This window comes from Nocardiopsis sp. JB363 (assembly GCF_900143625.1).
Taxonomy (GTDB): domain Bacteria; phylum Actinomycetota; class Actinomycetes; order Streptosporangiales; family Streptosporangiaceae; genus Nocardiopsis.
Genome location: NZ_FRFF01000111.1, coordinates 24,219 through 36,607, shown reverse-complemented (window position 1 = coordinate 36,607; position 12,389 = coordinate 24,219). Strand labels below are relative to the sequence as shown.

9 protein-coding genes are annotated in these 12,389 nt (G+C 69.0%); 4 read left to right on the top strand and 5 right to left on the bottom strand.

What is annotated here, in order from left to right:
- Nucleotides 1-52 precede the first annotated feature (52 nt).
- The gene (locus BQ8420_RS17015) at nt 53-736 is read left to right on the top strand and encodes a hypothetical protein (RefSeq protein ID WP_369825512.1); all 684 of its coding nucleotides are present in this window, start codon (nt 53-55) and stop codon (nt 734-736) included.
- Nucleotides 737-1,240: 504 nt separating this feature from the next.
- Entirely contained in the window at nt 1,241-3,082 is a 1,842-nt protein-coding gene (locus BQ8420_RS17010) for an LCP family protein (RefSeq protein ID WP_087100115.1), read from the top strand.
- 497 nt (nt 3,083-3,579) lie between these two features.
- Here BQ8420_RS17010 and BQ8420_RS17005 read toward each other — a convergent pair whose 3' ends face one another.
- Both BQ8420_RS17005 and BQ8420_RS17000 read right to left on the bottom strand, forming a co-directional pair.
- Nucleotides 3,580-4,671, bottom strand: a complete 1,092-nt coding sequence (locus BQ8420_RS17005; protein ID WP_087100111.1) for a hypothetical protein — start codon at nt 4,669-4,671, stop codon at nt 3,580-3,582.
- Nucleotides 4,672-5,035: 364 nt separating this feature from the next.
- On the bottom strand, nt 5,036-5,851 hold the full coding sequence (locus BQ8420_RS17000; RefSeq protein ID WP_087100110.1) for a hypothetical protein: 816 nt from the start codon (nt 5,849-5,851) through the stop codon (nt 5,036-5,038).
- A gap of 312 nt (nt 5,852-6,163) precedes the next feature.
- On the opposite strand from BQ8420_RS17000, the gene BQ8420_RS16995 reads away from it, so the two are divergent.
- Both BQ8420_RS16995 and BQ8420_RS16990 read left to right on the top strand, forming a co-directional pair.
- Nucleotides 6,164-7,915 carry a GAF domain-containing protein gene (locus tag BQ8420_RS16995; RefSeq protein ID WP_087100109.1) on the top strand — a complete coding sequence of 584 codons (1,752 nt, stop codon included), beginning with the start codon at nt 6,164-6,166 and terminating at the stop codon, nt 7,913-7,915.
- A gap of 154 nt (nt 7,916-8,069) precedes the next feature.
- Complete coding sequence (locus BQ8420_RS16990; RefSeq protein ID WP_143847361.1) at nt 8,070-8,597, top strand: hypothetical protein; 528 nt, start codon at nt 8,070-8,072, stop codon at nt 8,595-8,597.
- Between the two features lie 35 nt (nt 8,598-8,632).
- Here BQ8420_RS16990 and BQ8420_RS16985 read toward each other — a convergent pair whose 3' ends face one another.
- The 3 genes from BQ8420_RS16985 to BQ8420_RS16975 form a co-directional block, all read right to left on the bottom strand.
- Nucleotides 8,633-9,688 carry a hypothetical protein gene (locus BQ8420_RS16985; protein ID WP_087100107.1) on the bottom strand — a complete coding sequence of 352 codons (1,056 nt, stop codon included), beginning with the start codon at nt 9,686-9,688 and terminating at the stop codon, nt 8,633-8,635.
- 661 nt (nt 9,689-10,349) lie between these two features.
- The gene (locus BQ8420_RS16980) at nt 10,350-11,309 is read right to left on the bottom strand and encodes a DMT family transporter (RefSeq protein ID WP_235006320.1); all 960 of its coding nucleotides are present in this window, start codon (nt 11,307-11,309) and stop codon (nt 10,350-10,352) included.
- Nucleotides 11,310-11,677: 368 nt separating this feature from the next.
- Nucleotides 11,678-12,232 carry a hypothetical protein gene (locus BQ8420_RS16975; protein ID WP_235006319.1) on the bottom strand — a complete coding sequence of 185 codons (555 nt, stop codon included), beginning with the start codon at nt 12,230-12,232 and terminating at the stop codon, nt 11,678-11,680.
- Nucleotides 12,233-12,389: the final 157 nt, after the last annotated feature.

The window sequence follows — 12,389 nt, the reverse complement described above, 5'->3', positions numbered from 1 at the left end:
CCCCCGCGACCCTGCCCCGTGCGGCCCCTGTCCTGAAAGGCCTCCCGTGGACATCCTCGACAACACCGTCGTACTCGTTCTGTTGGGCGCCGGTATCAGCCTGGTCACCAGCGTCGTCGTCACGACACTGCACGCCAGACAGATCCGCCGCGCCGAACTCCGGTCCGGCACACGCAACTCCGCCCGCAACCTCACCAGCGCGTTCATCGCCGAGCGTGACGGCGACAGCGACAAGGCCGAGTTCCTGCGCGACGCCGAGTTGACCGTCATGTCGATGACCGATCGCAAGACACGCGAACGGCTCACCGCCGTGGTTCGGCTGCTGCGCGAACACGAACTGCCAGAGGTCGAGCAGCTCAGCGGCGTCAGTTCCGCCACCTCGAAGCGGATCCTGTGCGACCACGCACTGGACGTCCTCGGCGCCCACCTGCGAGCGGACCGCCTCCCCGAGATCCCCGCCGAGATGCGCAAGATGCTGAGCGTGGAGGAAGAGGCCCTGAGCATCCACGCCGGTGATGCGCCCAAACCCCTCGCGCCGATCGAGAAGAGCTCGGTCACCGCGCGCCCTCGACACACCGGTAGCGCCACCGCCAAGAGCACTCCCACCCCCCGCAAGACGACCACCAAGACGCCCAAGAGCGGCACCAAGCCGACCGGCAAGTCCGGCCGCGCCTCCGCTCCGGCGACCGAGGAGAAGGAAGAGAAGGAAAGGGAAAGCGCGTTCTGGGACGACTGATCCCGGTTCCTGGCGAGGCGCGCCGAGGCGCGCGCCCCCATCAAGGCCATTTTCGAGACGGCGCAGGATCCTTGCGCGCACGCACGTCGAGGCGCGCCGAACCGATGTTCTCACGGCGGGTCAGATGTGATTCTTGCGGTCACACGTGAGAAAGTCGGGCGGGCAAGCCTCCGGGACTTCCATCCGGCGAAGGAATTGTGCGGCGCAATTGTGGTCAGGAACCGCGCCCGTGGACAACCCGAGCGCGCACTCTGCGAGAACTTCACCTAGGATCACTGCCACGCGCGGGTTCTGGTGTCGTCGGCTCCCCCTGCCCATCAGTGCTCCACCACCCTCCAAGGGTGACGCACCTTCCCTCGATGACTTTTCGGCCCGGATTCCGGACAGCCCGCGCACTTCCCCCGTGCGACATCCGCCATTCTTCGGACGCGGACGCGAGACCTACTCGGGTCGGTGCCCGTCCGTTGGCACGTCCAGCAGCCCGAACTCACCGAGATTGTCACGATGCCCGCTGACGAGAACTCCGCCGATTCCGGCGCGGACCAGACACCAGACGAAATCCCGGAGAATGACCCCGTGTCCCAGGACAGGGAGGACTCCGAGGAACGAGAGGGTCCCGGGGGAACCGAGACCGTAGCCGACCGGCCACGTACCGAGGATCCGGACGAAGAACCGGATGCGGAATTGGACGGAGAGTCGGCACCGGACGAAGAGTCGGAATCGGAAGATGAGAACGCTCCGGAGAGTGAGAACGCTCCGGAACCCGTCGTCATCGACGGCGGCAAGCCCGTGGGCGCCGCGGAGGAGTCCGACGAGGACTCTTCGCGGGACCGCGCCGAGAACGACACCGCCCCGGATCACGAAGCGGAACAGACCGAGGGTTCCCAGGACGTGACCGGTGAGGAGACGGCTGACGCGGTGACCGCTGCCTCATCCGCCGATACCGGTACCGCCACCGGCATCGCTGCGAGCGCACCTGGGGAGAGCCCCGAGAGCGCGCCCGAAACGCCTGATGAGACGACCGGCGAGACCACCGGCGGAGCGGAAGAGTCCACCGGAGAGGACGGTCCCGAACCGAACCGCTCCGGTCAGGTCGGATCCGACGAAGGCGGCGTAGGGCCCGTGGCCGCCGCCGCAGCCGGTAAAGGAGGGCGGCGGCGCCGCCTGCGCCGCGTCGTCCTGTGGACCGCGGCCTCGCTCGCGATCCTCATGTGTCTGGGCGCCGCCACCGCCTACGGCTACTACCACTCACTGCGTTCGGACATGACGCAACACGACATCGGTTCGGTACTGCGTGAGGAAGACCGCCCCGACAAGATCAGCGACGCGGTCAACATCCTCTTCATCGGATCCGACGGATACGAAGAGGACAGCCCCGCCTACACGGAGGAGTTCGAGGGCGAACGCTCCGACTCCTTGATGCTCGCGCACATCTCGCCGGACAATCGCGTCTCGGTGATCAGCTTCCCGCGCGACTCCCTGGTGCAGCTGCCCGAGTGCGACCCCTACGCCAAGACCGAGGGCACCTACGGCTACTTCGGCATGATCAACGCCGCGATGTACCACGGTGGCCCGCCCTGTGTCGTTCGGGCCGTCGAGTCGCTCACCGACATCCGGGTCGACCACTTCGTCCACCTGAGCTTCGCGAGTTTCCGTGACGTCGTGGACGCCATCGGCGGGGTGGACATGTGCATCCCCGAACCGATGCGGGACGATCGGTCCAAGCTCGACATCGACGCCGGTCAGCAGACCCTCGGCGGGGAAGAGGCCCTGTCCTTCGTCCGGGCCCGCTACGACATCGGTGACGGCGGTGACATCGGCCGTATCGACCGGCAGCAGATGTTCATGGCCGCACTTGCCGACCAGGTGACCAGCAGCGATGTGCTGACCAGCCCGCGCAAGCTCAACGGGGTCCTGCAAGCGGTGGCTCAGCACAGCGCCACCGATCAGGAACTCTCCCTTGATCGCATGTTGTCCATCGCGGTCACCATGACCGATGTGGACCTGTCCGACATCGAGTTCCACACCGTGCCCTGGTACCAGGCGCCGTACGACCCCAACCGGGTGATGTGGCACCAGGAGGACGCCGACGAACTGTTCCAGGCCGTGCGCGAGGACCGTGCTCTGCCCGAACTGCTCGCCGCCGACGACGCATCGGTTCCGCAGGAGCCACCGGCGTCCTCACCGACCCCCGCCGACCATTCGATCGTGGACAACGGCGGCGAGGCGCCGGACGGAGAGGGCGTGGACGAGGCCCCGTCGGCTCGCCCCGGGGAGGGCCGCGACGCCACGTCCAACCCCTGCGAGGACGGGCTCGGATTCGGTACCGGCGAGGACGACTGGTAGCCGGTCACTCGAATCGACGTCGATGTGGAGGGCTCCGCCGTGAAGGGCGGGGCCCTCCGGCGTTCACGGAGCCGGGGAGGGCAGTGGAGCCCGGGGCAGCGACATCCGGGGCAACAGGTTCCGGGACAGCGGGATCCGGGGCAGCGGGATCGGTTAAGTTCACCGACTCGAAGCGACGCACGGTTCGAGCCGAGCGGAACCGGTACGCGACACGGGAACGGGGCGCCGGGGATCTCCCCGACGCCCCGAATGCCCTCGGAACCCCTGTGTCGTTCCTCCTCACCCGGTCCAGAGCGGGCGGTCCGGGTGGGGACTCGGTGGGACCCCGACTTTTCCGTCCGGGGTCACACCGCGCACCTCGGGTGACGGAACCCGACCCGTAGCCGGCGAACGCCGGGGAACCCCCACGGTTCCACTCGACGCCCCACCGACGGAGGCCGTCACACGCACTGTCCGAGGCGGTGCGTCCACCGCCGCGGGTGAGCGCACGTTCCGGATCAGCTCAGGCCCAGACCCAGGTCCAGGTCGGAGCCCTCACCGACGGGCATCGCGTCGGTGGAGACGGGCAGCTGGTCGGTGCCGATCCGGGGCTCTCCCAGCTGAGGCAGCCCCTGGACGTCGACCAGGTCACCGCCGGGGGTCTGCGGCAGCAGGTCGCCCACCACATCCGTGCCGCCGGCCTGCGGCAGGGTCGTCTGCGCGAGGCCCGAGTCGCCGACGGGGATCGGCAGTTCGAGGTCGGCGGCGGTGTCGGTGACCTCGTTCAGGGGCCCGGCGTCCACACCGCCGACCGCGTCGGTGATGGCCAGGTCACCGGACCCGCTCATCGGGAGGGTCTCGGTGACGTCCGAGGGCAACAGCGTGGTGAGTCCACCGGTCAGATCGGCGTTCTCACCCGTGTCGAGCCCGACCGGGTCGCTCATGGGGACGGTCTCACCGACCCGGTCGAGGTCGACCTCGTCCAGGGAGACCAGGTGCGGATCGGCCTCCTGCACCCCGGTCTTGACCCGGCTGCCCAGCTCGCCCGCGGTGTCCTCGACGACGGTGGCGTGGTGCTTCAGGTCGAGGGGCGACTCGCTGTGGTTCAGCGGGAGGGTCTGTCCACCACCTCCCAGGGGCAGGGCGTCGAGCAGCCCCGTGCCGCCCAGCAGCCCGGAGAGGGGGTCGACGGCGCCGCCGATCGGCGATCCTCCGGCGGTGTCGCTCAACGGCAGGGTCTCGGTGGCTCCGGCCACGTCGAGAGGGCCGAGCTCGGCGGCGTTGTCCTCGCCGGACTCGATGGGGGTGTCGGCGGAGACACCATCACCGACGATGTGTCCGACGGTGTCAGTGGGGGTTCCGGACTGATGCTGAACATCGGGCTGAGCGGAGATCTCGCCGGGCTCGACCTGGACCAGGTCACCGACGGGGGTACCGACGCCTTCGGTCAGGGCGGCGGGGACCTGGTTGCCCAGGTCTCCCAGGGGGAGGCCGTCCGTGACACCGCCGAGTGTGTCGGCCCCCGCGATGCCGGCCCCGAGGGCGACGAAGCCGGCGGCGCCGGCCGCCAGCAGCATGGTTCGGGCGGAGGAGCGGGCGGTGTGGAACATGTGTGTCCTTCCAGGGTGGTTCTCGTGTCGGTTCTGTCGGGTGCGGCGGAGCGGTGTCGCGCCCCGTCTCGGTGGCCGGTCTCCCTGGCCAGGGGATCGGGGCCGGAAGATTTGTTCCGGTGTGTGAACCGTGGCGCCCCTGGAAGGGGCGGGTCGGTTCGGGCCGGATTCAGTCGGTCGGTCTGGCGGACCACCGGCTGACGTGAACCTCGCTGAAGAGGTGCGGGGCTCACGTCAGCCCCCAGTCGTGTGGCTGGGAAGGGTGTACCGAGAAAGGCCGGTCGTGCGCGGCATACGCCTGGGACCTGCGGAACGTGTGGAAACGCTCAGGGCGTGGCGGCGCGGTCGACGGGCGGGTGGTCCGTCAGTCCGGAGAGAAGGTGGGCTCGTCCGTGGCCTCGGCGGGTGCCGAGCGCAGGACGTGCCGGGCGGCCTCGAACAGGCCGGGGGCGGGCGCCGGAGCGGCCGCGGTGGTGAGGTACCCGGCGACGGCGGGTGCGGTCGCGGTGCCACCGGCGGCGGGGGCCGTGGCGGGAGTGGCGCCGCCGGCCGAGGACCGGTCGAGGGTGTCCGGGTCGAGGACACGACGGTCGCCGTCGGTATCCTCGGTGTCGGTCTCCTGGGCCGGGTCGGGAACGGCCCCTTCGTGGAGAGGCAGGGCGTCGGGGTGCGCCGTGGTCTCTTCGACCTCGGGCGCCTCGGGACTCTCCCCTGTCTCGGTGGCCGTGCCGGTCTCGTCGGAGCCATCCGTGTTCTCGAACACGGGGTCGATCACCTGACCGGCGACCGGGGCGAAGGCCTCGGGTAGCTCGCTCGGATCGGGCAGCGGTGCCGCCCGCACGGCCTCATGGACATGCCGAACCGGATCGGAGGTCTCGTTCTCGACCGCTCGCGCGGCCTCCGAGGCGCCGCCGACCACTCGGGTCGCGTGATCCCCCACCGTGGCGACGGTGTCACCGACCGATCCGAGACCCTCGGCCTGTTCCGCGACGGCGCCGGTTCCGGGCAGTGCGGGTTCGGAGAGCGTGAGTTCCTCGGCGTGTGCCGGGGCGGAGGAGAGCCACACGGTGAACAGGATCCCGGCGACCAGCCCGGCGAACAGCAGGGCCCTGCGAAGTGGTTCCGGGCACACGGCGGGGCTGACGCCGGTGGCGCCGACCGTACCGTGGTATCCAGACACCGGGGTTTCCTTCCGCCGTACTGTGGGTCCTCCCGGGCTGCACCCGGGTCCCGACAGCCTGTAGGGGTTCGTGTGAATGGCACCGGAAACATCGCGTTCCAGGTGCTCGAAGCCAGGTCAGAGAGGTATTCCGCGCTGACTGACCGCGACGTTAGCATGAATTGCCCAACCGTCGTCCGCGTTTCCGAAGTAATTGATCCGCCCCGCAGACAGGCTTCAGAGCAGCCAGATGTGGCAAAACGGGAAAAAACCAACGACAATTCAAGCATTAGCCCTCAACCCCTCAACGGCTCTGCGGAGGTTGAACCACACATGACCGAGATCCCCCAGAGCCACCGGTTGTCCCCGAAGCCCCTGGACGAACTCCTCGCGGAGATGCACTCCGGGGCCCGAACGGGACTCTCCGCTCAGGGACGAGTGCATTCCCTGTTGCAGGCGGTATTGACCATCGGTGGTGACCTGGACCTGGCCACCGTGCTGCGCAGGCTGACGGAGGCCGCCGCACACCTGACCAAAGCCAGGTACGCCGGACTCGGAGTGATCGGCGAGGACGGTAACTTCACCGAGTTCATCCCCGTGGGGCTGAGCCAGGAACACGCCGAACGGATCAGTCGCTTCCCGCATGGCAGAGGCGTGCTGAGCGCGCCGCTATACGACCGCGCCGCGCTGCGCCTGCCCGACCTGCGTGACCACCCGGAGTTCGGCGGGTTCCCCGAGGGGCACCCCGGCATGTCGAGTTTCCTCGGGGTGCCGATCCAGGCTCGCGACGAGGTGTTCGGCAACCTCTACCTGACGGAGAAGGAGAACGGCGAGGAGTTCGACGAGGAGGACGAGGCGATGGTCACCGCATTGGCGACCGCCGCCGGTGTCGCCATCGAGAACGCTCGTCTGTACGAGGAGACACGGCTGCGCGAACGCTGGTTGGGCGCATCCAGCGAGATCACCACCCGGTTGCTGTCAGGCGCGGACACCAACCAGGTGCTGACCTACATGGCGGCCCAGGCCCGGGAGATCGGTGGGGCGGACACCGCGGTGGTGATGCTGCCGGACCCGCACGCGCGCGGTCACCTGTTCGCGGAGTTCGCGGACGGTCCGGTCGCCCAGGAGATCCTGGGGACGCCGGTCGAGATCCACGACTCCGTATGCGGATGGGTGTACGAGTCCGGCGAGGCCGTCACCATCCCCGATCTTCGACAGGCGCACTGTCCGATGCTGACGCACCGCGGGTACGGACCCGGGTTGCTGGTGCCGCTGGGCACACCGGGGAACACCCGAGGCGTGTTGTTGCTCGGCAAGCTCCTCGAACGGGCCCCGTTCGACGCGAACATCCGTCGGATGCTGCACTCGTTCTCCGCCCAGGCGGGGGTGGCCCTGGAGTTGGCGGACGCCCGGCGCGACACCGAACGGATCGTGGTGTTGGAGGAGCGCGACCGGATCGCCAAGGACCTGCACGACGTAGTGATCCAGCGGTTGTTCGCCTCGGCGATGACCCTGATGAGCACGGTCCGGCTGATCAATTCCACCGAGGCCGAGGAACGGGTCCAACGCACCATCGACGAGCTGGACAGCACCATCAGGGAGATCCGGTCGACCATCTTCGACCTGCAGAACCCGCCGAGCCGGCAGGACACGTCGTTGCGCGGGCGGATCCTGCGGTTGGCGGAGAACACCGCGCACAGTCTCGGCTGCCATCCGGGGGTGAGCCTGGACGGGCCGATCGACGCTTCGGTTCCGGAGGAGGTGGGCGAACAGCTCCTGGCGGTACTCGGCGAAGGGTTGACCAACGTGGCCCGGCACGCCCGAGCCTCGGAGGTGCACGTGTCCGTGGTCGTGGAGGAGAGGGCGGTCACCGGCCGCCCGACCACCCTGGCGCTGACCGTCACGGACAACGGGATCGGGTTGCCGGATGAGGGCCGCCGTAGCGGGTTGCGCAACATGAAGGAGCGGGCCCTGGCCCTGGGCGGTGTGTTCGAAGCCAGGCGCGGTGAGGTCTCCGGGACCGTGCTGACCTGGAAGGTTCCGGTCCCCGACCCGGCGCCGGAACCACATCCCGACCTGTACTGAACCGGGCGCCCTCGTGGGCCGGGAAGGTTGTCCACAGGCCGGAGATCGAGGCTTGGCGCGAAGCCCTCGATCATGTTCAGTGGACGGTGAGGGGAACCGGAGGAACCTTCGGTCCCCTCCCCTCATCCCGGCTCCGCAGGAGGTCACCGATTCCGTGTCCACCTCACCCCGATCACCGGCCCTTCGTCCCTTCCTCTTCCTCTGCGCGGTGTTCGCCGCCATGATCCTCGCCCTGGTGGGCTGTGGTTCCAAAGCCGAGCTCGCATCCGACACGGCATCGGGTGTCCCGGACGGCGCCCCGGAGACCCCGACCACCGGCCCGGACAGCCTGACCTCCTCTGGCGCCGGTGGTACCGGAACGGAGACACCACCGGAGGACACCGAATTCCTGGGCGTCACCGGCGAGGTGGTGGGCCCGGACGGGGAACCCATGGTCGGCTGCGGAATCATGCGACTGATCACCGCTCCGTCACCGGGTGGAGAGGTCCCCCAGATGAACGACATGGGCTACACCAGCATCGATGACGGAAGTTTCCGAATACCGCTGCCCCCGGCGACCTACACGCTGGAAGCGTACTGCTGGGACGAAGACGAAGACGAGGCCGAGCTGACCGGGACCGTGGAAGAGGTGACGGTGGACGGGGTAGAGCCACCCGAGCCACAACGGATCGAGGTCTCCTGACCGGGGAGATCCCAGCAGCGCAGCAGACCCGATGTTCACACCGCCGTCAGCGCGAAGGCGAGGAACGGCGAGGAACACCGTCCTCCGGTAACCGATCCGGGTGGCCACCGACGCGAACGTGCCGGTTTCAGGAAGGCCGGGTGCGTCGGTGCCGTCACCCAAGGGAGATGGGCCATGACGCCGAGCCCGAACACGTACCCGGCGACCTCCATGGAGGTGGACAGGTACATCACGACGACGCTCTGCCCACCCGGTGTCACCACGTTCAGAATGGGACCGGTTGTGGACCGCGATGCCAAGACCTGCCCGGATCTGGGACGCGCTACCACCGACGGATGTTCGGCCCGCGGTTCCACCCGGGCCTGCGCCACGAGCAGCACCACTGCGGGAAAGACCCCGCCGAAGAACAATGGTGAGGTCCGATCCCGGTCTGCGCCCCTGGTAATCGGCACCGGCAACGCGACCGAGGCCGGGTCGAAGTGGCTCCCGCCCGGCCGGTTCTTGGTGGCGCGAGCCCATCCGGTGGGATCCAGGACGCGGAAGTACGACAGGGCGAGGCCGCCGAGGACGAGGGCTGCCAGGAAACCTCGGGCCGCACGGACTCCACCGACGAGGGGCCACGCCGGGCCCGTGAGAAGACCACCCGAAGCAAGGTCCGGGGTGGGTATTCCGACGAACGTCCCGAGGGTCCGACGGCTCTGTTCGGGTACCGGGCGTTCCCGGCCCGGACCGGTCACCAATGGGAGCGGGGCCACGGGCGAATCTGTGGGGATCCGATCAACGGGGAGAGTCGTGCGATCGGGGGCGGAAGTGGCGAACGTGCTGCCCGCCGCCACGAACAGCAAGGGCGGACTCAGCATCCGCCGGCGCTCCGGCAGGCCGCCAGGACGTCCGAAGTACGGTGCGCGCACGGCGGTGGACCGGCACCGGACGACGGTGATCCGGTGTGGGCCGGCGCCGGGGCCATCCGTCTCGCCACGAAGGACGAGCGGTAGGAGGACCATGGCCCTCTGGAAGACACCGCCGGCCGGTTCGAGGACGGCCAACAGGACGACGACCACGATCACACCGGTGAGCACGTACTCGGCCACCGATTCTCCGGGGTCGCCTGGTTCGACTCATCTGGGATCCACCTCGCGTACTCCGGCCGTGGGTTCGGCGCCCTTTCTGTTCCGGGCTTTGGTCCCCACGCTTGCGAGCCGGGGAAAAAGGCTACGGATTCGGGCGTTTTCAGGCCGCGGTGCACTGATCGGCGCACCGCGGGGTCCACCAGCACGGCGGCCCGCCGAGACGGGCCGGTGACGTCGTGGTGGGCGTTGGACGCTTTGTGGACGGTCGGCTTCTCGGCCCCGAAGGGCCGAGCTTGCCAGCCCTGACTCACACCTGGTTGGTGGATGCCAGGCCGCGTCGTCGGCAGCTTGAACCTGACGGCCGAGGCGGGGCTGTAGAGGCAGGGGCGGTGGTGGGGCGGTGGCGAAACCGTCCCCTGGGGTTCGGCGCCGAGCATGAATATGGTTCCGGGTACCTGGTGCCGTACGGATGAGAGCCTGATCCGTTCGTTTCGTCACCGCCCCCTGAAACGCTCCATGTGCGTCAGGGGCGACGAAACCGTGCCTACGCAATACGCGTGACGGATCACGGATGTGACGAAACAACGCAACGAAAACGCGTTCGATGCTGCCACCGGGTGGAGGGCGCGGGGGGCGATCACGGGGCCCGGTAGGGGTCGAAGGGCCGGGTGCCGGGCCCGAGTCAGGGACGGGTGCCGGGTGCCGAATGTCGGGTGCCGATACCGGGCCGGGCCTCCGGTTCCGGGAAGCCGGGTTCGGAGGCCTCGGGAAGGGGGCGGGACGAGCCATCGGAACGGACGGTGAGCAACCGGATCCCGTGTGCGGCGACCAGGGCACAGACCACGGCGATCACCGCGCCGAGAAGGCCACCCGCGTAGACCTCCTCCATGAACGCCACACCCACGACCGCCGCAGCCACCGGGTTGGCCAGTGTGGTGATGCCCAGCGGCGCACCCAGATCCATGCCCTGGTAGGCGGCCTGTGCCAGGAACAGTCCGAAGACCGCGATCACCGGGGTGGCGAGGGTCGCCGGATGGGCGAACCCGGCGACCCCGAGGTCGCCGAAGGCCCACACGGCGGTCTTCACCGTCGCCGAGGAGACCCCGAACGCGACACCAGCGGCCCCTGCCAGTAGGTAGCTTCGCCAGGCCACCGAAGGAACCCGACCCGCCGCCCATGCGACGGCGGTGAGCAACAGGACGGTTCCGGCGCCGACGAGCACGGCGTCCGATTCCGACAGCACCCCACCCACGTCCCCGGTGACGGTGACCGCGAGCAGGACGCCCAGGGCCACCATCGTGAAGGCGGCCCCGCGCCATTCCGACGAACTCACCCGCCGATGCTCCAGCCGGGCGGACCAGGGGATGCCGAAGACCAGGACGAGCACACCCAGGGGCTGAACCACGGTGAGTGGAGCGAAACCGACCGCCGCCACCTGGAACCCGGCACGGCCCCCGTTGAACACCAGGGACACCCACCAGAGCGGGTGTCGCAGCAGCCGACCGACCTGCTGTCCGCCCGTCAGTGGTTCGGCGAGCCGGACGGCGAGCCTGCGTTGGGCTACCGCGGCGACCGTGTACGCGACACAGGAGAGCACACCGAACGTGATTCCGAGCCACATGCCGTAGGAGAGCAGCGTCATGCACACCAGTCTCCCGGTACGGGGTGAATTCGGACAACCGGGGTGATCGGGTCACCGCCCGGTGGCGAAGGAGTGGGCACGCCGAAACGCGCGGTCGAGAAGAGGTGGTGGGCACGCCGAAGCGCGCGGTGGGTGGGGCTCCCCCGATATCCACGATAGGCCGAACACGGTGGGAGGGGACAGGGCGATTCTCGTCCCTGTGGACAACCGGGCCGTCCCCCGAAGATCGCCCCGTTCAGCCGATCAGCAGCTCGGCCGCTCCTCAGAATGACCGGTCGGCACACTCCTCCGGTCAGCAGTGCGGCCGGTCATCCCGCTCCTCCGGTCAGCCGGTCAGCCGGTCAGTCCTCTGATCAGCCCGCCCCCGGTCAGCCCGTGATGAGCAGTGTGCGGTCGGTACCGGTGTGGTCGTCGCTCGACCGTCGCGTGCTCGCCGCGGACGCGGCGTGTCGACGGCCGTCGACACCGTCGTGGACAGCTTCGCCGGCGCCGGCGAAGTAGCGGCCCGCAGCGGGGAGGAAGGCCATCACGGTAGCCACGACCACGGCCGCCACGTACACGAGGGTGTGCGCGACCCGGAGCACCGAGGCGGCCCCATGACCCTCGTAACCGAGGCCGACGAACACCCCCGGGCCGGACAGCACGCCCAGCCCCATGGACATCAGCACACTCGCCAGTCCCACACCGGTCATCAGCACCACGAGCGTCACCCTGGACCAGCGGAGACCTCTCGCGAACCAGGCGACCAACAGGGCGGAGAAGGTGTACAGCAGCGCGCGGACCGACAGGGCGAGCCACGGTACCGTGGCACCCTCGGCCAACCCGGGCGCCACCGCGAGGGAGGTCTCGATAATGCCCGCCGTGATCGCCAGCGCCCACAGGAACGTGGCCCAACGCACCGGGCTCGGAAGGGTTCTGTCCATAGGACCGAGTCTTTCGGGGATCACCCCTCGGGTTCCATGGTGGTGATACCACCACCACGCGTGGTGCGCGCTCCCCCTAACGATCCTCGCCGCCCCTCCGCCATCCCCTACCGTGCCCGTGTGTTCGGGCCCCCTTGTGACTCGGTGCGACGGCCGA

What these genes read in the sequence shown, in the direction of transcription:
- BQ8420_RS17010 (WP_087100115.1), top strand. Translation starts at nt 1,241, where the DNA reads ATGCCCGCTGACGAGAACTCCGCCGATTCCGGCGCGGACCAGACACCA.
- BQ8420_RS17005 (WP_087100111.1), bottom strand. Translation starts at nt 4,671, where the DNA reads ATGTTCCACACCGCCCGCTCCTCCGCCCGAACCATGCTGCTGGCGGCC.
- BQ8420_RS16995 (WP_087100109.1), top strand. Translation starts at nt 6,164, where the DNA reads ATGACCGAGATCCCCCAGAGCCACCGGTTGTCCCCGAAGCCCCTGGAC.
- BQ8420_RS16980 (WP_235006320.1), bottom strand. Translation starts at nt 11,309, where the DNA reads ATGACGCTGCTCTCCTACGGCATGTGGCTCGGAATCACGTTCGGTGTG.
- BQ8420_RS16975 (WP_235006319.1), bottom strand. Translation starts at nt 12,232, where the DNA reads ATGGACAGAACCCTTCCGAGCCCGGTGCGTTGGGCCACGTTCCTGTGG.